Source organism: Moryella indoligenes (assembly GCF_030812885.1).
In the GTDB taxonomy this organism is placed as follows: Bacteria; Bacillota; Clostridia; order Lachnospirales; family Lachnospiraceae; genus Moryella; species Moryella indoligenes.
Window position 1 is genome coordinate 88,688 of sequence record NZ_JAUSTO010000004.1, and the last position, 23,751, is coordinate 112,438.

Here is a 23,751-nt window from a genome sequence, read left to right on the forward strand (position 1 = left end):
ACTTTTTATTGTTTTTTACGCCTCTGTCCGGAACACGCCGGCTGAATCTCCAAAGACACGGAGCGTGAGCACGCCGTCCCGCACGGGATATTCCATAGCTCCCACATTGTAGCCCACCTCGGAGGTCAGCATCGCCCGATTCAGATGATCCTCATCACTGATGCCGAGCAACCATACGGGAAACTCCAGCGTCGCAGCCTCCTCGCCGGTGTAAACAAAGGTAAGCACTCTGTCTCTGCCGAGAACGCGCCCGTAGCAGACGAGGTTTTTCTCCATGCGGAGGGGTATGAGAGAGCCGCGCCGCAGTGCAGCTGAGTCCCGGTGTACCCTGCACATGTAGCGATGAAAGTCCAGCAGGCCCAGATTCTCCCGTCCCCAGGGGTAGCTTCTGCGGCTGTCCGGATCTGTCCAGCCGCAGACACCCGCCTCATCTCCGTAGTAGATGGTCGGCGCCCCCGGCCAGGTCATGAGCATCACCACTGCCTGGCGCAGCACTGGTATCCGCACGCCCTTCTCTGCAGCTGCGCCTCCCTTGCCCTCCAATCTCCCGACCACGCCGTTGGTCCGCGTCAGAAAGCGCGAGTGGTCGTGATTGGAGAGCTGATTCATCGCCGTGAGCAGCGAGCTCTCCGGAAGTCTCGCCATACCTGCGCACATGCTCTCCCAGAAATGAGCACCATCGCCGCGAAGCGCGGGCTCCGCTCGATCCGAGTGCTTCTCCAGACCGGTCAGGAACCAGCTCACCGGCTCCATAAAGGCATCGTAGTTCATCACGCTGTCCCACTCCCTGCCATTCAGCCAGGAGGAGGGATCTCCGTAGTGCTCGGCGAGAATCAGCGCATTCGGATTGACTCCCTTCACCGCGCTGCGGAAGCGCGCCCAGAAGCTGTGATTAAAACGCACGGAGTGCCCTAAATCTGCCGCAACGTCAAGCCGCCAGCCATCTGCCAGATAGGGAGCGCTGATCCACTTTCTTCCGACTCCGAGTATCGTGTCCACCAGCTCATCGCTCGCCTCATAGTTCAGCTTCGGCAGAGTCTCATTGTCCCACCAGCCGTCATAGCTCGCATTGTCCGGCCAGGCAGAGGACGCATCATCCGCAAAGGCAAAGTAATCATGATACGGACTCTCCATGCTCTCATAAGCGCCGGGCGCATATCCTCCCTGCCTGCTATAGATTTTCTCCCTGTCCATCCACTTATTGGAGGAGCCACAGTGATTGAACACACCGTCCAGCAGGACGCGGAAGCCCATTTTATGTGCCTCCTCCATGAAGGAGACAAAGAAACGATCGCTCGCCTCCAGATTTTCGCGGTCTGCGGTACGGCAGATATAGCGCGTAGCCCCCTCGTTATTGACCGCATCCGGCGACAGCAGCTCCCCCTCATCCTTCACAATTACCCCCAGATGCGGGTCAATATGCTCATAGTCCTGCGTATCATACTTGTGATTGGAGGGCGAGACAAAGAGCGGGTTGAAGTAGAGCACCTCGACGCCGAGAGCCTTCAGATAGCCGAGCTTGCTCTGCACGCCGATCAGATCCCCGCCGTAGAAATAACCCACATCAAAGGTCGAGGGCATCTCATTCCAGTCATCAATATGCCGCACCGGAAGACCAATATAGAGATATTCATCGTCCAGCACATCGTTCTTTGAGTCCCCGCTGCAAAAACGATCCACAAAAATCTGGTACATGATCGCGCCCTTCGCCCAGTCCGGCGTATGGAATCCCGGAATCAGCTGAAAACAGCTGTGACGCGCGGTCTCCGAGACACCAAGACGGTCATAGTAGCGCAGCTCCTCCCCCTCTGTGATGCGAAAATACCAGCGAAGCGGTTCATTTCCCATCTCCTGGCTTGCTTCATAGTAGCGAAAATAGCGGTCCCTTCTCGTCTCAGACATAGGAACCGCCACACCCGTCTTCTCATTTACAAGCTCAACACGAAGCACATCCCCCGCATAAGCCCGGAAGCGGATGCGCACGCGCTGCCCCGCCTCCGGCTCTGCCGGTACACAGTAATTCTCACTCGTGTCACTGAATAAAGCCTCAGTCTTCATATCTTTATGCCGATACTTCAGCAAACAGAGCCTCAAACTCCGCCTGCCCTATCTTCTCCTTTTCCAGCAGCAGCTCCGCACAGCGATCCAGCACCGCTCTGTGCTGAAGAATGATCTCCTTCGCCTCGCGGTAGCACTCATCAATAATGCGCTTCACCTCTTCGTCGATAACGGTCGCCATGTGCTCGCCGTAGGACTTGGTCTGTCCGAAGTCCCGGCCGATAAAGATCTCGTCGCCCTCGCTTCCGTAATTCACCAGTCCGACCCTCTCGCTCATTCCGTACTCCATCACCATGGACTTCGCAATGGCGGTCGCCTGCTTGATATCCTGGCTCGCGCCCGTGGTCACATCGCCAAAGATCAGTTCCTCCGCGATGCGGCCGCCCAGCGACACCTGAATATCCCGGAGCATACGTCCGCGTGTATTGAACATCTCGTCCTTGCCCGGCAGAGGCATGGTATAGCCCGCCGCGCCGTTTCCGGTCGGTATGATGGAAATAGTGTGCACCGGTCCCATATCCGGCAGCACATGAAAGAGTATTGCGTGGCCGGTCTCATGATAGGCGGTGATGCGCTTCTCCTTCTCCGAGATGATCCTGCTCCGCTTCTCCTCACCGATCCCCACCTTGATAAAGGCGCGGTCGATGTCGGCCTGCGCGATATACTTTCTCCCCTCGCGCGCCGTGAGTATGGCCGCCTCGTTCAGAAGATTCTCAAGGTCGGCGCCCGTGAAGCCAGCCGTTGTTCTGGCAATGCGCTCCAGATTCACATCATCTCCCACCGGCTTATTCTTCGCATGAACCTTCAGAATGGCCTCTCTGCCCCGCACATCCGGGCGACCGACGGTGAGCTTTCTGTCAAAGCGCCCCGGTCGCAGAATTGCAGGATCCAGTATATCCGGGCGGTTCGTCGCTGCCAGAACGATAATTCCCTCATTCACACCGAATCCGTCCATTTCCACCAGCATCTGATTCAGCGTCTGCTCTCTCTCGTCGTGTCCGCCGCCGAGCCCCGAACCTCTGCGCCGCGCAACCGCATCAATCTCATCAATAAAGACAATGCAGGGAGCAAATTTCTTTGCCTCCTCAAAGAGATCCCGCACACGGGATGCGCCGACACCGACAAACATCTCCACAAAATCCGAGCCGGAGATCGAGAAGAAGGGAACTCCCGCCTCTCCCGCAACCGCCTTTGCGAGCAGGGTCTTACCGGTTCCGGGCGGGCCTGTCAGTATGATACCCTTCGGAATTCTGGCTCCGAGCTCCGTGTACTTCGCCGGGTTTTTGAGGAAGTCGACGATCTGCTTCAGATCCTCCTTCTCCTCGTCCAGACCGGCAACCGAGCTGAAGTTCTCCTTATTCTCCTTTGTCATGCGCGCACGGCTCTTCCCGAAGTTCATCATCTTCGAGTTGGATCCCCCTGCGCCGCGGTTTTGCAGGAGATAGACGATCACAAGCGCACCGCCGACCGCAATCAGCGCCGGCAGTATGTAGCTCATCCAGTCACTGCTCTCCGGAACATCCTCCAGCACATAGTCGACCCCCTTCTCCGTGAGCTCAGTCTGAAGTGCATTGACATCCGAGACATAGTAGCGCTCCCGGCTCTCCTTCCCCTCTGCGTCGCTGTAGATAAACTGAACCTTTCCTGTCGGTGTCTCCCGGTTCTGGTGAATCACGACCTGCACCACGGTTTCACTGCCGAGCAGAGAGTCGAACTCCGCCTTTGACAGCCGCTTCTCAAGTACCTCACTGCCGAGACTTGTGACCATCCAGACCACAATCATAATCACGAAGAGGAAGGTAAAATTCCGAAATGGATTTTCTTTCTTCAAGTCAAAACCTCTTTTCATCTGTATCTGCTGTACTTTTCAGAACGCCACTCACGCCTTGGCCGCATTCTCTGGATCAAATTCCACCACGCCGATAAAGGGATAGTTTCTGTACTTCTGGTCGTAGTCCAGACCATAGCCCACGACAAACTCATCCGGAATGGTAAAGCAGGTGTAATCCACTCGGACCTGCTTTTTCACGCGGCGCTCCGGCTTGTCCAGAAGCGTGCAGAGGTGAATATCCTTCGGCCCGCGCTGATTCAGTATGTCAATGAGATAGGCGAGCGTGCGTCCCGTGTCGATGATATCCTCCACAATCAGGACATGCTTGCCCTCGAGAGATTCATCCAGATCCTTGATGATGCGCACCACACCGCTGGAGCAGGTGCCGCCGCCGTAGCTCGACACACTCATAAAATCAAAGGATACCGGCATGGTGAGGCGCTTCGCCAGCTCACACATGAACATCGCACCGCCCTTCAGAATACAGATGAGATGCAGAGGCGTATCGCCGTAATCCGCATTGATCTGATCCGCCACTTCCTGTATCCTCCGCTTGACCTCTTCCTCCTGAATCATCACTCTGACACGCTCTGCCATCTTACTCTCCTTCATAGCGCACCTCAAGGACACGCCTCGTTCCACTGTCTATTCTATAGCCCGCGCTGATTCTGTGCCCCACCACCCAGAGCACATCCGATCCCACAGTGAGCAGGGGAATGGAATTCCTCTCTGCGGCAGGAATCTTCTCGTCCGCCATCAGCGCCTTGACTGTTTTTCTTCCACCGCTCTCAAGCATGATGTAATCCCCTACCCGGCGCGGTCTGATCTCCATAATATCACCAATCTTGTCATAATCGAACCACTTTATCCGCTCTCCCGTCGGAATCTTCATATCCGGACCGTAGTCAAAGACGTCAAAGTGAAAATTTTCTCTGTAAAAGCCCTCCTGCCCCGCTCCCGCTTCCTCTGAAACTGCTTCCCCGGCAAAGCCCTTCTTTCCGATCCAGAGCATGTCATAGGTACGGACCGCCTGCATCCCATACGGAAGATCCAGCCGCTTTCCTGTCTCTGCCTCTGAGAGCCGCGCAATATCCTCGATGTGCTTCGCCGTAATATTCTTCATGCTGCGGTTCACCCTGCCTATCATGATGCGCAGCATATAGCTTTGGATGATGGACTCCTGCCGCAAGAGCTCCGCAGTTGAAATCCCGACGCTGTCTCTGTCTTCCACCAGCGTGTCCCAAAGAAAGCGCTCCGCCTGTCGCATGAGGTAGCGATCCGCCTCGCCGATGAGCCGCCCTGCGCGGGTGATGTTGTCGATCGCACCGCGGTTCACCTCCCCCACAAGCCGCGGAAGAATCTCATGCCGTATGCGGTTTCGCGTGTAGTCATCATGAAGATTGGTAGAATCTGTGCGCCAGGAAATTTCCTCTTTTCTGAGATAGCTCTCAATTTCTGCTCTGGAGACAGTGAGCAGCGGGCGGATAATGCGGCCGCGCACCGGCTTCATCCCAGCGACGCCCTTCAGTCCGCTCCCGCGGGAGAGCTGCATGAGTATGGTCTCTGCATTGTCCTCCTTATTGTGAGCGACGGCGATCTTCACTATCTTTTCAGTGTCTGCCTCTCGCTCCCAGGCCTGTGCCGCCTCCTCAAACACAGAATAGCGCAGCACACGCCCCGCCTCCTCCACAGAAATACGGTGCTTCTCCGCGAACTCCTCTGCCTGCACCTCCACGATACGGCAGGGAATCCGGTAGCCCGCACAGAGGGACTCGACAAAGCGCGCGTCCTCCTCTGCCTCCGGGCCTCTGATACCGTGGTTGATATGAATCACCCGGTACTGTGCCTTCAAAATACCGCCCAGCTGTACCAGAATATGCAGCAGCGCAGTGGAATCTGCGCCTCCGCTGACCCCGATAATCACGCGATCTCCGCGCTTTATCATGTGAAAGCGGGTGATGTTATTTCTCACTTCATTCTGTACCTGACGCATACGATGTCCCCGCTCATTCTCAAATGAAGACCTCCGACCCGTTTTGCAGGGCCGGAGGTCTGGCTGTGTCCCAGGCTTACTGCTGCTCCGGCTTCAGCAAAATCTCATCCGGATTGACAAGGCCCAGCTTTTCCTTTGCCGTCTTCTCAATATATTCCTTGGTCTGGACGTAGATGCGGTACTGCTCAAGATCTGCAGCCCGCTCCTCCTCCTTTGCGACCTGCTGCGAGAGCGCCTCCTCTCTCGCCTGATATGCCGCGGCCTTCTCCTTGAGAGAGGCCACCTTCACATTGACGACCAGTGCCATGCAGATAACCACAACCGTGATCGCAAACATCGCGATGCGGTTGCTGTCGCGATCCGCCGTCTTCCTTCTCACAGCTCTCTGTCTCCCCACAGCACGCCTCCTCTCTCGGATAATCCGTGTTTTTCACGCAGTTCCATGCAATTCGCACATTTATTTGTATGATAAGTCATTCCAAGCTGATTTTCAAGACTTATCGCAGCAATGCGGTCTGTCGCATGTCTGCGCTCCACCGACATGCAGAACAGACGCAGATATCGGCCGCCGCAGCGGAACGCCCGCATGCGACAGCCGATATCTCAGAATCATACATATCTGAAGAGCTCTTTTGCATCTTCCTTTTTCGTCGTCTCAGCGATGGCAGTCACCTCCGCCTTCACCGACTTCTGTCCGAAGAGGATTTCAATGATATCCCCCTCCTTCACATCATAGGAAGCCTTCACAGCCTTTCCATTCACCAGAACTCGGCCCGCATCACAGGCCTCATTCGCCACAGTGCGGCGCTTGATCAGTCGGGAGACCTTCAAAAACTTATCAATTCTCATTCCAGCTTACGCGTTGACAGCGTCCTTTAAAGCCTTTCCTGCCTTGAACTTCGGCGCTTTAGCCGCGGCGATCTCCATCGCCTCACCGGTCTTCGGGTTTCTGCCCTGTCTCGCCGGTCTCTCAGATACCTCAAAGGTACCGAAGCCGACAAGCTGAACCTTGCCGCCCTGGACAAGCTCCTGCTCTACCGCCTCTGCAAATGCCTTCAGTGCAGCCTCCGCGTCCTTCTTGGAAAGTCCGGCCTTCTCTGCGATCGCAGCTACTAACTCAGTTTTATTCATCGTAAAATCCTCCTGTATTGATTCAATTCAGACACCGCGGCCTTCATTCCGCGAAGTAAACTGTATGCATTATTTATAACGATCACACCCTGCATTGTCAAGTAAAACTCCCATATTTCAGGCTTTTTCCGGGCTTTCCGGCCGCAGCATGCCAAGCCCCTCGATCAGCTGTCTGACATCGGAGAGGACGGCCGTCCGGTCTCCCCTCCCTTCTCCATCCGAAAGAATGAAGCGCACCTGCTCTCCCGGCCGCACCGAGAGCTTTCCTCTGTAGCTGCTGATAAACTCCGGGATCCGCGCAGCATCCAGCACGGCCTCCTTTGTCATTGTGACTGTCGTCTCGCTCTTTCCGACATTTACCTCTGAGGCGCCGAGCCTGTGCGCCGCACTGCGTATCCGTGCAATGAGAAGCAGATTTGTCACAGACTTCGGAATATCCCCGAAGCGATCCAGCAGCTCATCCTGCATGTTGAGCTCATCCTCCTCCGTCTCTACCGAGGCGATGCGCTTGTAAATATCAAGCTTCTGCTCCTCGCTCCTTATGTAGGAAGCCGGAATATAGGCATCTGCAACTGCATCCACCGTTGTCGTGAAGTCCTGCTCCTCCGCCCTGCCGGAGAGGTGGCGCACCGCCTGATTCAGCAGCTTGCAGTAGAGCTCATAACCAACTGCCTGCATATGTCCGTGCTGCTCCGCTCCGAGCACATTGCCCGCGCCCCGTATTTCAAGATCCCGCATTGCGATGCGGATACCGCTGCCCAGCTCGGTGAATTCGCGTATCGCCCTGAGACGCTTCTCTGCCTCCTCCGTGAGCATGCGTCCGCGCCGGTACAGAAGAAAGGCATAGGCCGTCCGCGCGGAACGCCCCACGCGGCCGCGCAGCTGATAGAGCTGAGAGAGGCCGAAGTGATCTGCGTCCTGAATGATGATTGTGTTGACATTCGGGATGTCCAGGCCGGTCTCAATAATGGTTGTGGATACCAGCACGTCAATATCGCCGTTCATAAAATCCAGCATGATGCGCTCCAGATCCCGCTCGTTCATCTGCCCGTGCGCATAGGCGACCTCTGCATCCGGCACCAGAATCTTAAGCCGCGCTGCAATATCAGAAATATGATTCACCCGATTGTAGACAAAATACACCTGGCCGCCGCGGGCTATCTCCCGGCGCACCGCCTCCCGCACAGTCTCATCGCTGTACTCCATCACATAGGTCTGAATCGGCTGGCGGTCCTGCGGCGGCTCCTCCAGTATGCTGAGCTCCCGTATCCCCGCAAGACTCATGTGCAGCGTTCTCGGAATTGGCGTCGCAGTGAGCGTCAGAACATTCACATCTCTTTTCAGCCGCTTCAGCTTCTCCTTGTGCGTCACGCCGAAGCGCTGTTCCTCATCCACAATGAGCAGCCCCAGATTCTTTGGTTTGATATCCTTTGAGAGCACGCGGTGTGTCCCGATCACAATATCTACCTGCCCCTTTGTAAAATCTGCGAGTGTCTTTCTCTGCTCTGCCGCTGTGCGAAAGCGACACAGCAGATCGACCCGGACAGGGAAGTCCTTCATGCGCTGCGTAAAGCTGTTCCAGTGCTGCTGCGCGAGTATGGTCGTAGGCACGAGGAAGATCACCTGATACCCCTCCTGCACTGCCTTGAAGGCCGCGCGAAGTGCGATCTCTGTCTTTCCGTAGCCCACATCTCCGCAGATCAGGCGATCCATCACCTGCCCGCTCTCCATATCCCGCTTCACATCTGCAATTGCTTTCTTCTGATCCTCCGTCTCCTCGTAGGGAAAGAGCTCCTCAAACTCCTGCTGCCACACCGTATCGGGGCCATAGCTGTGCCCGCGCTGCTTCATGCGGCTGGCGTAGAGCTCCACCAGCTCCTTTGCAATCTGCTTTACCGCACCCTTCACCTTCGCCTTGGTTTTGCCCCACTCCGGGCCGCCGAGGCGGTTCAGCTTCGGAGCGGGCGCGTCTCCCGCCGCATATTTCTGTATGGCATCGAGTTTTGTCGCAGGAACATAGCAGTTATCTCCGCCGCGGTACTGAATCTTTATATAGTCCCGCACCACACCATCCGCCTCTATCTTCTCGATTCCCTGATAGATGCCGAGACCGTAGTCCTCATGAACGACATAATCCCCGATAGAGAGCTCGGAGAGACTGGAGATGCGACTCCCCTCCGTATATTTCTTTTTCCTGCTCTTCCGCTTTGTCTTCCCAAAGAGATCGCTCTCCGAGAGCAGTGCAAACTGAAGCAGCGGATACTCAAAACCCCTGTGCAGATTCCCATGCATCACCATGATGGAGCCGCGCACAGCCTCGGGAAGGGCTGCATCTCCCCCATCCGGCGCATCCGGACAGAAGGCAGAGAGTCCGTACTCCCGGAAGCTCTGTGCGAGACGTCCGGCCCTGGTCCGCGACGGCGTGAGCAGCACCACACGCCACTTCTCCTGCTCATAGCGCTTCATATCCGCAATCAGAAGCTCAAAGCTTCCCGGGAAGGATGCCACAGTCTTTGCACCGAGAGAAAAGTATTCACGGATTCCGTACTCCGGAAAACGCGCGTCCAGTCCGGAGAGGCACAGCGTGACCTCTGTCTTCAACTCCTCCAGTATCTCCTCTGCAGAGAAAAGCTGCGGGATCTCCGCCTCCGTGAGCTGGCCGGAAGCTAAGCGCCCTGCCATGCCCTCCCGGAATTCCTGCTCTATATTTCGCGCGCGCTCCTCACAGCGCACCGGCTCATCAAAAAAAATCAGCGTATCACGAAGGTCAAAATATCGGAGAAAAGATGCGCTTCCGCCGAGCTCCCGCTCCCGCGCAGGGTAGACCGTCACAGTCTGAAGCCGCTCCACAGAGCGCTGACTCTCCGGGTCAAAGCTCCGGATCGAGTCAATATCTGTATCCCACAGCTCGATTCTCACCGGGAGCTCCTCTGTCACCGGGAAGAAATCAATGATGCCGCCCCGGATCGAGAACTGACCGATGCCATCCACCTCCGCGGTGCGCTCATAGCCGAGCGCCGTGAGTTTTTCTGCAAATTTCTGCGGATCCAGACGGTCGCTCTCATCTATGGTAAATACCGATGCGCGAAATTCCTCCGGGGTATCGAGCTGATCCATCAGAGCATCAATGGTAGTTACTACGACGCCGCCCGGCTCCTCCATGAGATGCCCCCACAGCTCGATGCGCGCAGCGGAGAGCTCATGCCCGCGAATATCTGCCGCAAAGAAGAGCAGATCCTTCGCGGGATACAGCCACGCCCGCTCGGAGAAGCAGCGGCAGTCATCACAGAGCTCCTTTGCCCGGCCCTCATCATAGCTCACCACCAGCTTCCACCTGCGGGAGTTCTCGCAGAGACTGCTGATGAGATGAGCCTTGGCCGCATCTGCGATGCCGGTCACCGCAAGCGGGCCCCCAGCCTGCTCTGCTCTCCGGCTCAGCGCAGCATAGCTCTCCAGATCCTTCAGAGGATTTTGGAATATGCTCATGACAGTGCCTTTCGATTATAAAGATTCATGGCCCGCTCGCCGCCATCGGAGAGTAGGACCTCCACTGCCTCTGCCGCAGTGCGGTAGGCCTGCTCCATGGCCTCTGCATCATTTCCCTTCAGCTTCCCGAGCACATAATCTGCGAGATCCCATCCCTCCGGCTTTCCTCCGATTCCGACGCGCACTCGCATAAACTCCTGAGAATTTAAGTGGGAAATGATGGACTTCAGCCCATTGTGGCCTCCGGCGCTGCCCTTCAGACGTATCCGGAGCTGCCCCTGTGCAAGGTCGATATCATCCGAGATCACAATAATCTCCTCCGGCGGAACCTTATAGAAATCCGCCGCCGCGCGGAGACTCTGTCCGGAGTTGTTCATATAAGTCTGCGGCTTTAAGAGCAGCACCTTCTCGCCGCAGAGCAGACCGCGCCCGCAGAGCGCAGTAAACTTCCTCTCTGTCAGCTCTGTACCAATTCGCTCTGCGAGGCAGTCTATCACGTGAAATCCCACATTATGCCTCGTATTCTCGTACTCTGCTCCCGGATTTCCAAGTCCTGCGATAATATACATTGATCTCTCCTCTGTGAAGCGCGCGCCTCATCTTTCCCCATATTCTGTCTATATCCAGTGTATCGTCTCTCCCCTGACAGCAGAGGCACGGAACAAAGAGGCTCCGCGTCCGCGGGGCCCCTTGCTGTATCCTGTTTCCGGCTTGTTTACCTGTACTGCTGCTGTTCTCCACAGAATTTCTGCTCCCTCACCGCCGTGCAGGAGTACATTCCGATCTGGTCTGAGCTCACTCCTCGACGGAGAACTCGTCCTTCCCGACGCCGCAGAGCGGACATACAAAATCCTCAGGGAGCTCGTCCCACTTTGTGCCCGCTGCAATTCCGTTATCCGGATCTCCTGCTACCTCGTCATAGATATATCCACATACCTGACATACGTACTTCATAAGCTTCCTCCTTGTGCGCCGTCTTTCTGACAGCTCTGTTATGCACTGCGGCTGCCTCACCGCACTCTGCATCCCGCCCAGCTGTCTTCAACAGCTGCAGCAACAAGACAAGTGTAGCAGAAAGCGCCACGGTACACAAGTTCTCAAAATCACAGGAAATGCCGGCTCTATTCTCTCGTTTATCGTCGAAATAGCTCAGCCGCAGGTTCTCAGAACATCACGCGGTAGCTCTCCGGGTTCAGACAGAAGGAACTCAGATCGCCGCGGTATACAGAGCAGCGCCCGCGTCCTGTCTCGCGGTCAAAATCATAGAGGCGATACAGGCGGTAGTGCTCTGCGTCCCGCGCGCTCCGAAGGCGCTCCGCCTCAGAGATGCGAAAGCTCTCATTCTCCGGTCCTGTCGTGACCTTCACTGCAATGTGCAGCTCCTCCCCCCTGCGGTCATAGGAAAGAAGATCATAGCCCTCTCCGCGCGCTGTCCCTGCACTGAGAAGCTCCGGCTGCTTTCTGGCTGAAAGGCGGTAGCTCCTGACTCTCAGCCGTTCCTGCGAGAGCAGAAAGTGAAGTCCGCTCTCCCTGAGCTGCGCCTCGTACTGAGCGATCTCCACCGCATCATAGAAGGGCACAGCTTCCAGCGGCAGCTTCTTCTGCACCGGCGTGAGGCGAAAGCGCTCCATCTCCTCTGCCTCTCCGCGCTCCGAAAAGAGCTCCGGCGCGGTATAATAGGTCGCCGCACAGATCAGAATATCCTCTGTCAGCAGTCGATATGCCGGATCTGCCTCCGGATAGCGCGCTCTTCTCTCCTCCTCCCGCCGAAGGAGCTCCGGCGTCGCAAGCAGGTGCTCACGTATCTGATCGCAGAAGCGATAGAACTCCGAGAGATTTCTCGCGTCGCTTCGCTGTGGAACATAGCGATAATCCAGAAGCTGCGCCGTCTTCCTGAAGATACTGTACTTATATATGTAGTAATGTGCCGGGTCATGAAAGGAGAGATATACTGAGACCGCGTGCTCGTCCTGGTCGTCCGCAGGAAGCTCAGTCTGCGTAAAATATTTTCTCCGGAGCTCCCGCGCCTTCATCATAAACACAGTGACCCGGTCAAAGAGCGCATCCTCCTCACAAAACAGATCCTCAAACATCAGTCTGACTGCCTCCGGGTCGCGGGAGAGGAGCATGCTGAGCGCTGTCCGCGGAAAATAATAGCCGGAATCGAGCAGATTCCCTGCCTTTTTCAGGCCCTCGCGGAGCGTCACCGGAAAGAGCTCTGCCTCTGCACGCATCGGTGCAGCATTCTGAAAGGCCATCACTGCCTCCCATTTATAGTTCTCTCTGCTTCGGATCTCCTCGTAATGGCAGAGATAAAATTTAATCACTTTGTTCAGCTCTGTATAATTCATGAAAGTCCCCTCTGCTTCCGGCAGTCGGCATTTCCCGACGCGCTGCCGGCATGATCCGCGATATAGCTTTCTTTTTTACAGTGAATATCAAAAATAAGCTGCCATTTTCTATAATTATAGGGCTCTGGATTCTTCAATTCAATCTCTGTTTGGTGTATGATAGGGAACATAGGCGCAGTGACGGACGTTGCCGCGCAAACTGTTTTGTATACAGGAGGTTTTTATGAAAAAACAGATCGTCTTAACTGCACTGATAGTCGCGCTCAGCTGCGGAGCCGCTCTTTCCTCTCTCGCCGGCGCATGGGTCCATGAGACCGGCAGCGGAAACTGGCACTACGACTACCTCGGAAGAGGTGTGTCCGAGGGCTTCTTAAAAAATCAGTGGGCGTGGCTCGACGGAAACCATGACGGGGTCTCCGAGTGCTACTACTTTGACGCAGAGGGAGTCATGCTCGCGAACACCACAGTGAACGGTTCCGCAGTAAATGCAAACGGACAGTGGACGGTAGACGGGATCGTCCAGACCAGAGTGAACGGCGTTGCAGGCTCCCTGGAAAACACAACGGAGCTCGTTAACACCACACCGAAGGAAAGCGCCTACTACGAGCGCTTCGAACAGGCGGAAACCGCATCCGGTCTGAGTTGGACGGATGGCTTCCGTCTCTCCGGTGATTTGAGCCATGCCGCCTATGCGAGCTTTCAGCTCGATAAGCAGTACTCCCTCCTGACCCTCACCTTCTCTCCCGCAGCAGGACAGAGCGGAAAGCAAAAGGGCCGGGTCTCTGTGACCGGACTCACCAGCGGCAGGTCTCTGTACCGCTCCGATACGCTCTCACCCGACAGCGCGCCCGTGAGCGTCACGCTCAAAGTCACAAATGAAGAGGCCGTCCGCATTAATATGATACGCGGCTGTGATTTCCTCTTCGACTCTGTCGCAGTACAGTAAAAAAGATTATCCTCGATTTTTCAGCTTAATTTAAGCTAGGCAGCGTATGATACCAGTAGTTAAAGAGCAATCTTTAACTCTCATACCCACCCTTTATCGAGGCGTCCTGTTCCCACAGGACGCCTCATCCCCTTTTGTCCGGAAAGTTTACCTATGAAGCAAATCGACTTTGAGAACGGGCGCACCCGCGACAATGTGCTGAAGGCATCCCTGCCCATGCTGGTCGCACAGATACTGAGTCTGCTCTACAGCATTGTGGACAGAATCTATATCGGCCGCATTGAGGGCGTGGGCACACTCGCTCTGAGCGGCATCGGCCTATGCTTTCCTGCCGTAATTCTGATCACCGCCTTCGCAAATCTTTACGGTTTCGGCGGAGCGCCGCTCTGCGCAATGGAACGGGGCAGACACAAGTACAAACAGGCAGAGCTTATTATGAACAGCTCCTTTTTCATGCTGCTCCTGCTCGGCATCCTGCTGACCGCGCTGGGGGAGCTCTTTTCGCGTCCCCTGCTTCTCGCCTTCGGCGCGTCGCAGCAGAGTCTCCCCTATGCAGAAAGCTACTTAAGGATCTATCTGCTCGGCACGATTCCCTTTATGCTCTCTACGGGGCTGAACCCTTACATCAATGCACAGGGCTTTGCCCTCACCGGAATGCTCACCGTGCTCACAGGTGCACTCGCCAATATTCTTCTGGATCCGCTCTTTATCTTTGGACTGCATCTTGGCATACGGGGCGCAGCCACGGCGACTGTCCTCTCCCAGCTGCTCTCCATGTGCGTTGCGCTTTTCTTTCTCCGCTCGGACACGGCAGAGCTGAAGCTTAGGCTGCTCAGACCCTCCGAGCTCCGCCCTGCACTCATCCGGGAGATCACCGCTCTTGGAACTGCAAATTTCATCATGCTGTTTACCAACAGTCTCGTAGCAGTTGCCTGTAATCACATGCTGTCCCGCTTTGGCGGCGATATTCAGGTATCCGTCTACGCCATCATATCCTCGGTGCGGCAGATGCTTGAGGTTCCGCTGTTTGCTGTTGCAAACGGCGCGGGGCCGGTGATGAGCTATAACTACGGTGCGCGCCGGGATCGGAGGCTGAAGGAGGCCATACGTCTCATTACAATCTGGGGACTCGGCTACACTTTGGTTGTCTGGGTGCTGGTACTTCGCTTTCCCGCCTCCTTTATCCGACTCTTCAGTCCGGACTGGAAGCTCATTCAGGCGGCGATCCCCGCCCTGCACATCTACTTTTTTGCTTTTATCTTTCAGGTCTTCCAGTTCGGTGCGCAATCTGTCTTCAAGTCTCTCAATATGAAGTACCGCGCGATCTTCTTCTCACTGTTCCGCAAGATCGTGCTGGTGCTCCCGCTCTCCCTGCTCCTCCCCTACGTCGGCGGGCTGGGAAGCGCCGGAGTCTACATGGCCGAGCCCGTTTCCAATGTCCTCGGCGGACTGGCAAGTTTCACTACCATGATGCTCACTGTCTATCTGAAGCCTGACCGGGAGGGAATCGCATGAATCTGTATATACTGCTGTGGTATTTCTGCATCTACTCCTTCCTCGGATGGGTCACAGAGGTTGCCTATCACGCTGTGACCCGGGGAAATATCGTGAACCGCGGCTTTCTGAACGGACCTGTGTGCCCGATCTACGGGTTCGGGCTCTGTGCTGTCCTCCTCGCCATTGTCCGTCTGACACACACAGACAGCACACGACTCCACGCAGCCATTGTGTTTTTCGGCGGTATGCTGCTCGCCTCCTCAGTGGAATTCCTCGCAGGGTGGGTGCTTGAGCTCCTCTTTCACGCGCGCTGGTGGGACTACAGCGATCAGCCCTTCAACCTTCGCGGCTATATCTGTCTGAAGTTCAGCCTCCTCTGGGGACTCGCGACCGTCTTTGTGGTGCGCATTGTCCATCCGGCAGTACAGCTCGGCGTCTCCGTCCTGCTGCCGCAGCGCATCGGCTGGCCGCTCCTCGCCCTGCTCTATCTCATCTATGGGGTGGATCTCGTCCTGACAGTGAGCACCGTGCGCAGGCTGAACCGTGAGCTCCGGGAGCTGGAAGGCTTTCGCAGAAGGCTTCGCGGCTTCAGCGACAATATGAGCGAGATCATCGGCAGACAGACCCTGCACACACAGCAGCGTCTGGAGGAGCAGCAGCTTCAGGCGGCGCTCGCCTCTGCGGAGCTGCGGGACAGCGTGGAGGAGCTGGAGCAAAAGCTCTCCGCCTACAGAAGCCGTGCAGAGCAGCTCCGCAGACGGCTCTCCTCAAAGCACTGGGGCTCCGGCCGACTGCTCCGCGCCTTTCCAAGGCTTCATTTTTACAACTGTACGGAACTCATCGATGAGCTAAGAACCCATCTGGAGGAGTTGTAGCTTCATTTGCCGATACCATTGAAATTTCATGACTTCTTTCAGACGACGGCAAACCAAAGAATACCGCCAGCTGATTGCTCAACTGACGGTATCCAATGATTTATTATTCCGTATTGCCTTCTTGATATCTCACTTTGCAGCTTCTGCACCGGCATTCTCTGCCTGAAACGCAAGATACTCATTGACGTAATCCACAACCTCATCTGCGTTCATGCCGTGAACCATGCTCGCATCGGAGAGGGACTCCGCCTGTGATGCCGGGCAGCTGATGCAGCCCATGCCGCACTGCATCAGAGCAAATGCCGCATCCGGATACTTACTGATAATCTCTCCGACCAGCATATCCTTGGTCACAAGAGCCTTCTTTTCTTCTGCCATAACAGTCTCCTTTCATCTGAACGAATCAGATCATTCATCTGCTTACTGCGGCGCTCCTCCGAGCGCCTGTGCTTATTCTAACACAGGCACTTCCTCCGCCGCAATACGCGCAACCGGAACTCCGCATAAATTCACTCTTTTTTCACTTTATGAGAAGCTGAGCTTCACGCCCGTCCGGAAAATAATATCTGCACGCATGACGAAACTCAGCTGTGCTAAGACGCACGGGCACGCTTTGCTTCGAAAGCACATCAGCGCTTCAAAGATACACCACGCATCGCATCTCCGCGCGCATTGACGCCGAAGTGGTAATCATTGCCCGGAAGAATCGCGTTCAGAAGTATGCCTGTGATAGATGCAATAGCGAGGCTCGTCAGCGTAATCGGCGTTCCGCCCACAGTGAAGGTCACACCGGAGGAGAAGCCGAGGCCAGAGACCAGAATCACAGCTGCAATAATCAGGTTTCTGCTGTTTGCAAAGTCCACACGGTTCTCGACAACATTTCTCACTCCGATCGCAGAGATCATCCCATAGAGAATGAAGCTGATGCCGCCGATGATCGCAGACGGCAGAGAGGAGATGATGCTTGCAAACTTCGGCACAAAGGAGAGCAGGATCGCATAGCAGGCCGCAATGCGAATGACACGCGGATCGTAGACATGCGAGAGCTCCAGCACGCCGGTATTCTCTCCATAGGTCGTATTCGCGGGGCCGCCGAAGGTTGCGGAGAGCGCTGTCGCGAGTCCGTCGCCGACAATGGTGCGGTGCAGACCCGGGTTCTCCAGAAAGTTTTCTCCCACAGTCGCGGAGATCGCCGAGATATCCCCGATGTGCTCCATCATGGTTGCGATTGCAATCGGCGCCATGACGAGTATCGCTGTGATATCGAACTTACAGAGCTGAAAAGGGGGAAGTCCCGCCCAGCTGGTGGCGACAACACTGCTGAAATCAATGACTGCAGAGCCGTCCGGGTTTGTGAGTCCTGTAAACTGCATGACAAGCGCCGCTGCATAGGAGATGACAACACCCATGAGTATCGGAATAATCTTAAATATTCCCTTTCCCCAGACATTGAAAATAACGATGGTCGAGAGGGCAATCAGCGCAAGAAACCAGTTTGTCCGCGCATTATTAATGGCAGAACCCGCAAGCGACAGCCCGATACAGATGATGATCGGCCCTGTGACAACCGGCGGCAGATAGCGCATAACCCGCTTCACGCCGACCAGACGGATAACCACTGCCAGCACGAGGTACAGAAGACCCGCGACCACAATACCGCCACAGGCATAGGGAAGCTTCTCTCCGTAGCTCATATTGGCATAAATTCCGGTATTCAGCTCCGCGATGGTCGCAAAACCGCCGAGGAAAGCAAAAGAGGAACCCAGAAAGGCCGGAACCTTAAATTTGGAACAGAAGTGGAAGAACAGTGTCCCTAGGCCCGCCATAAACAGCGTAACCTGCACAGACAGCCCCTCCCCCTGAAAATAGCTGTTCACGAGTATCGGCACCAGCACTGTCGCGCCAAACATTGCGAACATATGCTGAAGACCCAAAAGAAACATCTTCGGCCTGCCCAACTCTCTCGCATCATAAATCGCATCTCTCTTTTTTTCAAACTGTTCGCCCATAAAACCCCCTGTGATGACAAAGCCCGCCAGTTCCACCGAAAAGGATACAACGATTTCTGATTTAAGTCCAGCGCGTATTACAAAAGCGAAAAATGTACTTGAAATTCCTCCTGCAAAACGCTAAGGTACTTTTTAACAACAGAGGGGGAGCCGCATGAACCTTGATTTTTTCTTTGTATTTGCAAATCTTATCAGCTTATTTCTTCTGATTGCCGCCGGCTACGCGGCAATGCGTCTCCATATGATTCCGGATCATGCCTCTCCGGTGCTTTCTGCCCTGCTCATGCGGATCACGCTTCCCGCAACTATCTTCATCTCGCTCGCCACAAAACAATACGATCCCGGCTTTCTCTCCGACAGCATAGCGATCCTTCTGATCGGCTTTCCGCTCTACGGCGGAATGCTGCTCCTTTTTTATAAAATTGCAGAATTCATTCACGTTCAGGAAAATCATCGCGGCCTCTGGGCCTTTGGCGTTGCATTTTCAAACAACGGCTTCATGGGATTTCCCATCATCCTCGCACTGCTTGGCTCCGACGGACTGGCGCTCGCAGTTGTCTATAATATCGCCTTCAACCTTACCCTGTACACCATAGGAGTCGTCATCATATCCCGGGACAGCACAGCTGAAAATCAGGGTATAGATCTGAAAAAAACTCTGCTCAGCGAGATTAATCTCGCTGTTCTGCTGAGTCTTATCTTTTATCTCGGACGCATCCCGCTGCCCTCTTTCACTGGCTCCGCGCTCACACAGCTCTCAAATATCACCACTCCGCTCTCCATGTTTATCACCGGAATGGCGCTCGCCGGGAACAGCGGACGCGCATTGCTGACCGACAGGGATGCATACAGCTGTGCTATTTCACGCCTTCTCCTGCATCCCATTGCAACTCTTTTGCTTTTGCGGCTCATTCCAGAGCTCAATCCCCTGATCTTTCAGGTTGTGATCCTGACTGCTGCTATGCCGACTCCAGGGGTTATGACTGTACTGGCAGAGAGCTACCACAGCGATCTCCGCTTTGCTGCGAAGGCAAGCTTTGTATCAAATATTCTCTCCATTGCAACCATACCGCTGATCTGTCTGCTGCTATAAGATACAGAAAACAGGAGGAAAGACATGAACTCTCTCACACTTCGGGGGCTCACCCTCGGCGAAGGAAAGCCCAAAATCATCGTTCCGCTCTGTGCCGGAAATCAGGAGGCCCTGCTGCAAAAGGCGTCCGCACTCTCCTCCCATCCCTTCGATCTTGTAGAGTGGCGCGCGGATTTTATGGACGCGGTTCATGCCGCTGACACGCCGGACCATGCCCTTGCCGCAGAGCTGTCCCGCTGTGCAAAGGCACTCCGCGGACTTCTCGGAGACACCCCGCTCCTCTTTACGCTGCGCAGCCAAAAAGAAGGAGGGGAAGCTCTGCTTCCCCCCTCCCGCTATATGATACTGAATCAGGCTGCCGCAGAGAGCGGCGCTGTGGATCTCGTCGATGTGGAGCTCTCCTGCGGTGCGGACTGCGTCCAGGAGAATATCCGCCGCATCCACGCCGCCGGTGTCCATGTCATCGCCTCAAGTCACGATTTTCAGAAGACCCCCGAACAGGCAGTACTCACAGAGCGTCTTCTCGCCATGCAGCGCTGCGGCGCGGATATCGCCAAGCTCGCTGTGATGCCGCAGAGTGCCGCTGACGTGCTGACTCTTCTCGCAGCGACGGAGGAGGTGCACCGTCTGCACCCGGAGCTCCCGCTCGTGACCATGAGCATGGGAGAGCTCGGCGTTCTGTCCCGCATCTCCGGTGAGCTCTTCGGCTCCTGTATGAGCTTTGCAGCTGCCGTCGAGAGCTCCGCACCCGGACAGCTTCCGGCAAAGACGCTCTCTCAGCTCCTCTCTGTACTGCACGAGGACGGACGCCCTTCTGTCTCCTAAGTCACAGCCGCTGCCTCTGTGCCTTAAGCAGAACCGCTCCCCTGCAAAACGCGCTCTGCTCTCTGAATTAATCCCTGCTCCCGGCGCGCGAGAGCTTCAGATACGCTCCTCGCAGCGCATGGTACAGCCCCGGCAGACGGTACTCAAGGCTGATGAAAAAGCGCTCACGGAACGGAAGCTCCCGATAGTAGCGCCGGTAGCGGGGATCAAAGATCCCCTGAAACTCCCTCAAATTCACCCGCGTCAGAAAGTAGACCCGATGCGAGGCGGAGACTGCCTCGCTGTGATAACGCCCCTCCGTGCTCCTGTCGAAGCCCTCGTACATCTCCCGCATTTCCCGCGCGTAGCGATCCTGCTTTTTCTTAAAATCCCCACTCTTCATGCTCTTCGTCCATGAGCCTGCACCGTTGAAGCGGTAAATGCTGAGCGGCCGGTCAATATAGTGGCAGTAGCCCCGCGCCGCCGCCATAAGCTCCAGCGGTCTGTCTCCCACCGGACAGTTTACATACCAGTCCGGAAGCTTTTGCACCAGCTCCGCGCGCAGCAGCATGGAGCCAAAGGGAAAGCTCCCCGCCTTGTCCACAAGCTCTGCCGGACTCAGATCGCGATCCCCGCGGTAGGGACGCATCAGCGCGCGATTCACAAGCTCCCCGTTCTCATTCACCACCTCCGCGGCGTGCACACAGAGCTGACAGTCCGGATGCGCCTCCATGTACTCCAGCTGAAGCTTCAGCTTCTCATCGCTCTGCCAGTAATCATCACAGTCCATCAGCGCGATGTACTTTCCCCGCGCCCGCGGGAAATTAAACGCACCGGAAATATTGGTGATCCCCTGTGAGTACTGATTCTCCGTCTGCAAAATTGGAAAGATCAGCCCCGGGCAGCGCTTCTGATATTCGCGGATGATGTCGGCCGTCCCGTCTGTGGAGGCATCGTCGTGCAGCAGGATCTCAATGCCGAAGCTCCTCTGCTGCGAAAGGAAGTGTTCCATCGCCTCGCGAATATAGGGCGCATGATTATAGGCCACTGCACAGATGCTGACCAGCGGACGCGTTTCTTCCGCCTGTGCCTCTCTGCTCACTGTCTGAACCTGTGTCTCTCTGTCTCTCTGCTTTTCAGCCTTCTCCACGCGCTCCCCTCCTTCCTCTCAGAATTTTCCAAAGATACCGCACGCTCTCCCGATTCAGGATGAGAGAGAACAGTACATAGATCAGGACACCCGCCGCAATCTGTATGAGCAGTGCGAATCCGGCGGACTCTGTGACCTGTGACAGCTTAAGAACAGCCGCTCCCATGAGCAGCGCACTCGCCGCGGAGGGCAGCATATCGAGATACTGCTCGCCCGCTCCATAGCCGATGAGCCTTCGCAGCGGCCACGCATTCAGAAAGGTGCAGAGGAATTCGTCCAGCGCCTTCAAAAGCAGCATCGCCACAATGCCGTAGCGGAGACTTAAGACCAGTATCACCGTGCCCAGCAGCTTCTTCAGGAGCTCCAGCTTCAAAAAGAGATCGCTCCTGCCGAGCGCCGTCACCATCTGCAGATTGGTCACATGCACCGGCCAGAAGGCGTAGCAGAGACACATCACCCGCAGATAAGGCACACAGAAGAGCCATTTCTCCGTGAGCAGCACCCGGACCAGAGGCTCTGCGCAGCCCGCAAGCCCCGCCATCATCGGGAATATCACAAGGGAGGAGAGGCGCATGCTGCGCTTCATCATCTGCTTCAGCATCCCCGGCTCACCCTGATGTTTCGCGTAGGCCGGCAGCAGCACGGACTGAATCGCCGCCGCAAGATTGGACGCGATGAGCTTTGGGAACTGCTCTCCGCGGTTGTAACCGCCAAGATCCGCCTGTGAGTAACGCTTCCCTATGATAAGACCGTAGGCATTGTTCCAAATGGTGTCGATGAGTCCTGAGAGCAGGATCTTCCAGCCAAAGTGAAAGAGCAGCCTGACCCGCGAGGCGTCAAAGCCGCCGCGTGGACGCCACGGCACTGCGACGAAAAGTCCCAGCATCAGCCCAAAGCAGTACACCAGCTGCTGCGCAGCCATCGCCCAGACTCCATAGTGAAAAAAGGCCATGGCGACTGACACAGCTCCGGAGAGCAGCACCGCAAACATTGTCGCCTCAAAGAGCCTGCGAAAATTCAGATTCCGCGCGACATAGGCACTCTGAATCGAAATCACCGCACCGGGAAAGAGCACCACTCCCATTACACGAAGCAGCGCTGTGAGTACCTCCGTCTCATAATACGCCGCCACGAGCGGGGCCCCGAACCACAGAAGCAGATACACCGGAATGGAGATCAGGATGCTGATGCGAAACACAGAGGAATAGTCCTCCTCCCGCACCTCCGGAGCCTGAATGAGCGCCGTGGCAAAACCTGACTGCACAAAGACATTTGCAATGGTGATGAAAATCATGATGAGGCCTATGGTTCCGTACTCACGGGGAGACATGAGCCGCGCGAGCAGCAGTGCCACGACAAACTGCACGCCCTGCGCCCCGGTGAGCTCCAGGAGCTTCCAGAACAGGCCGTGCACAACTTTCTGCTTTAAGCTTCCATCTGATGCTTGTATCATAGGAACAGGCACTCCCCCACCGTGCGGTGAAATCTGTTGAAGGTGAAACCGCAGCGGAGTATTCCGTATATTTTCCCAGCCCGGCTCTTATGCCTTAGAGACAAAAACTCCCGCAGCGTCCTGCGCTCTGCTGCCGGCATCTCCTTCCCGTACTGCCGGAACAGCTCCGCCGCCTGTGAAAAGAGTGCGGCATAGGCGGCCTGTGAGCGGAGATTCATCTCCGCGCGCGTCCTGCCATCCTTCCGAAAGAGTCCCAGCCGGTCAAGGATCTCCCGCACCCGGCTTCCCTTTGCCGCGCCGAGCACATTCTCCCCGTGCTGCCGGTAGTCATACAGTGCTGCGTCAAGAAAAACGATTTTCCCAAAAGCAGCGGCCACCAGCGCAATCCAGTGATCGTGCATGACCGCGCACTCCGGCAGCGGATGTCTCCAGAGAAGCTCCGCCAGCGCCCGGTTCATCATCAGCGCCCCACCGGTCACATTGTTCTGAACCAGAAGCTGATTCAGTCTGTTTCGCTCCGGGCTCATCCCCTGATAGCGCACATAGGAGGAGGCGAGCTCCGCTCCCGCCGCGTCCGTGACGCGCATATCACAGTGAACCAGCAGCGGCGTGCTGCGTCCATACTGCGCCTCCGCATGCTGCATGGTCTGAAGCGTCCGCTCTATCTTGTCGGGATGCCAGTCGTCGTCCTGATCCGCGAACATGATATAATCTGCCGCGCCGCGCAATGCCGCAGGCTCCGTCTCCTCCCCGTCCGGAGCCGCCGCCCCGGACGCCCCCGATCCATCAGCCCCCATGTCCGCATTACCCGCGCAGCACTTCTCACCGTATGCCTTCAGCACCGACAGAAAGTGCCGGGCAGCTCCCCCGGACGCTTCGGTGCGCCGCCAGAGCTCCACCCGCTCCGGGAAGCGCTCTACATAGCCCGCAGCGAGCTCTGCCGTTCCGTCTGTCGAACAATCATCCGAAATAAGCAGACGAAAACGTGTTTCCGTCTGCTTAAGTATGGAATCGAGCTGCGCCATCAGATAGCGCGCTCCGTTATAGCTGCACAGTATCAGCTGAACCTTCATA

At 56.0% G+C, this 23,751-nt stretch carries 21 protein-coding genes; 5 read left to right on the forward strand and 16 right to left on the reverse strand.

All coding sequences use genetic code 11. From position 1 onward, the window contains the following. Positions 1–15 precede the first annotated feature (15 nt). The 11 genes from J2S20_RS04275 to J2S20_RS04325 all read right to left on the reverse strand — a co-directional run bounded on the left by J2S20_RS04275 (position 16) and on the right by J2S20_RS04325 (position 12,850). Positions 16–2,082, reverse strand: a complete 2,067-nt coding sequence (locus J2S20_RS04275) for a glycoside hydrolase family 13 protein (RefSeq protein WP_307253557.1) — start codon at positions 2,080–2,082, stop codon at positions 16–18. Next, on the reverse strand, positions 2,063–3,907 hold the full coding sequence (ftsH, locus tag J2S20_RS04280; RefSeq protein WP_307253561.1) for an ATP-dependent zinc metalloprotease FtsH: 1,845 nt from the start codon (positions 3,905–3,907) through the stop codon (positions 2,063–2,065). The genes J2S20_RS04275 and ftsH overlap by 20 nt, the downstream gene beginning before the upstream one ends. Positions 3,908–3,937: 30 nt before the next feature. Further along, positions 3,938–4,486: a hypoxanthine phosphoribosyltransferase gene (gene hpt, locus J2S20_RS04285; protein WP_106611199.1), complete on the reverse strand. Its 549-nt coding sequence runs from the start codon at positions 4,484–4,486 to the stop codon at positions 3,938–3,940. 1 nt (position 4,487) lies between these two features. Beyond that, complete coding sequence (gene tilS, locus J2S20_RS04290) at positions 4,488–5,882, reverse strand: tRNA lysidine(34) synthetase TilS (protein ID WP_307253565.1); 1,395 nt, start codon at positions 5,880–5,882, stop codon at positions 4,488–4,490. A 76-nt stretch (positions 5,883–5,958) separates the two neighbouring features. Next, positions 5,959–6,279: a septum formation initiator family protein gene (locus J2S20_RS04295; RefSeq protein ID WP_211292110.1), complete on the reverse strand. Its 321-nt coding sequence runs from the start codon at positions 6,277–6,279 to the stop codon at positions 5,959–5,961. 212 nt (positions 6,280–6,491) lie between these two features. After that, on the reverse strand, positions 6,492–6,731 hold the full coding sequence (locus J2S20_RS04300) for an RNA-binding S4 domain-containing protein (RefSeq protein ID WP_106611196.1): 240 nt from the start codon (positions 6,729–6,731) through the stop codon (positions 6,492–6,494). 6 nt (positions 6,732–6,737) lie between these two features. Beyond that, entirely contained in the window at positions 6,738–7,031 is a 294-nt protein-coding gene (locus J2S20_RS04305; protein WP_318261013.1) for an HU family DNA-binding protein, read from the reverse strand. A gap of 99 nt (positions 7,032–7,130) precedes the next feature. Beyond that, on the reverse strand, positions 7,131–10,499 hold the full coding sequence (gene mfd, locus J2S20_RS04310; RefSeq protein ID WP_307253570.1) for a transcription-repair coupling factor: 3,369 nt from the start codon (positions 10,497–10,499) through the stop codon (positions 7,131–7,133). Beyond that, positions 10,496–11,068: an aminoacyl-tRNA hydrolase gene (pth, locus tag J2S20_RS04315; protein ID WP_307253573.1), complete on the reverse strand. Its 573-nt coding sequence runs from the start codon at positions 11,066–11,068 to the stop codon at positions 10,496–10,498. The genes mfd and pth overlap by 4 nt, the downstream gene beginning before the upstream one ends. 226 nt (positions 11,069–11,294) lie before the next feature. After that, the gene (locus tag J2S20_RS04320; protein ID WP_106611192.1) at positions 11,295–11,453 is read right to left on the reverse strand and encodes a rubredoxin; all 159 of its coding nucleotides are present in this window, start codon (positions 11,451–11,453) and stop codon (positions 11,295–11,297) included. A gap of 209 nt (positions 11,454–11,662) precedes the next feature. Next, positions 11,663–12,850, reverse strand: a complete 1,188-nt coding sequence (locus tag J2S20_RS04325; protein ID WP_307253576.1) for a protein NO VEIN domain-containing protein — start codon at positions 12,848–12,850, stop codon at positions 11,663–11,665. 223 nt (positions 12,851–13,073) lie between these two features. Between J2S20_RS04325 and J2S20_RS04330 the strand changes: the two genes are divergently transcribed. From J2S20_RS04330 to J2S20_RS04340, 3 genes are all read left to right on the forward strand, one after another. Continuing rightward, on the forward strand, positions 13,074–13,796 hold the full coding sequence (locus J2S20_RS04330; protein WP_307253578.1) for a hypothetical protein: 723 nt from the start codon (positions 13,074–13,076) through the stop codon (positions 13,794–13,796). Between the two features lie 153 nt (positions 13,797–13,949). Continuing rightward, positions 13,950–15,311: an MATE family efflux transporter gene (locus J2S20_RS04335; RefSeq protein ID WP_307253580.1), complete on the forward strand. Its 1,362-nt coding sequence runs from the start codon at positions 13,950–13,952 to the stop codon at positions 15,309–15,311. Continuing rightward, positions 15,308–16,168: a putative ABC transporter permease gene (locus J2S20_RS04340; protein WP_307253582.1), complete on the forward strand. Its 861-nt coding sequence runs from the start codon at positions 15,308–15,310 to the stop codon at positions 16,166–16,168. The genes J2S20_RS04335 and J2S20_RS04340 overlap by 4 nt, the downstream gene beginning before the upstream one ends. A 129-nt stretch (positions 16,169–16,297) precedes the next feature. Here J2S20_RS04340 and J2S20_RS04345 read toward each other — a convergent pair whose 3' ends face one another. Next, positions 16,298–16,546: a DUF1858 domain-containing protein gene (locus J2S20_RS04345; RefSeq protein ID WP_106611187.1), complete on the reverse strand. Its 249-nt coding sequence runs from the start codon at positions 16,544–16,546 to the stop codon at positions 16,298–16,300. A gap of 251 nt (positions 16,547–16,797) precedes the next feature. Continuing rightward, a complete protein-coding gene (locus J2S20_RS04350; protein ID WP_106611186.1) occupies positions 16,798–18,177 on the reverse strand; it encodes a uracil-xanthine permease family protein in 1,380 nt (459 codons plus the stop codon). Between the two features lie 154 nt (positions 18,178–18,331). Between J2S20_RS04350 and J2S20_RS04355 the strand changes: the two genes are divergently transcribed. Together J2S20_RS04355 and aroD are read left to right on the forward strand one after the other, a co-directional pair. Further along, entirely contained in the window at positions 18,332–19,270 is a 939-nt protein-coding gene (locus J2S20_RS04355; RefSeq protein ID WP_106611185.1) for an AEC family transporter, read from the forward strand. A gap of 24 nt (positions 19,271–19,294) precedes the next feature. Beyond that, complete coding sequence (aroD, locus tag J2S20_RS04360) at positions 19,295–20,095, forward strand: type I 3-dehydroquinate dehydratase (RefSeq protein WP_106611184.1); 801 nt, start codon at positions 19,295–19,297, stop codon at positions 20,093–20,095. 67 nt (positions 20,096–20,162) lie between these two features. Here aroD and J2S20_RS04365 read toward each other — a convergent pair whose 3' ends face one another. From J2S20_RS04365 to J2S20_RS04375, 3 genes are read right to left on the reverse strand one after another with little or no spacing between them, the layout of a single operon-like run. Beyond that, on the reverse strand, positions 20,163–21,176 hold the full coding sequence (locus tag J2S20_RS04365) for a glycosyltransferase (protein ID WP_106611697.1): 1,014 nt from the start codon (positions 21,174–21,176) through the stop codon (positions 20,163–20,165). Between the two features lie 34 nt (positions 21,177–21,210). After that, positions 21,211–22,677 (reverse strand): lipopolysaccharide biosynthesis protein, encoded by a 1,467-nt coding sequence (locus J2S20_RS04370; RefSeq protein WP_106611183.1) that lies wholly within the window; start codon positions 22,675–22,677, stop codon positions 21,211–21,213. Beyond that, positions 22,674–23,750 carry a glycosyltransferase family 2 protein gene (locus J2S20_RS04375; protein WP_106611182.1) on the reverse strand — a complete coding sequence of 359 codons (1,077 nt, stop codon included), beginning with the start codon at positions 23,748–23,750 and terminating at the stop codon, positions 22,674–22,676. The genes J2S20_RS04370 and J2S20_RS04375 overlap by 4 nt, the downstream gene beginning before the upstream one ends. Position 23,751 lies beyond the last annotated feature (1 nt).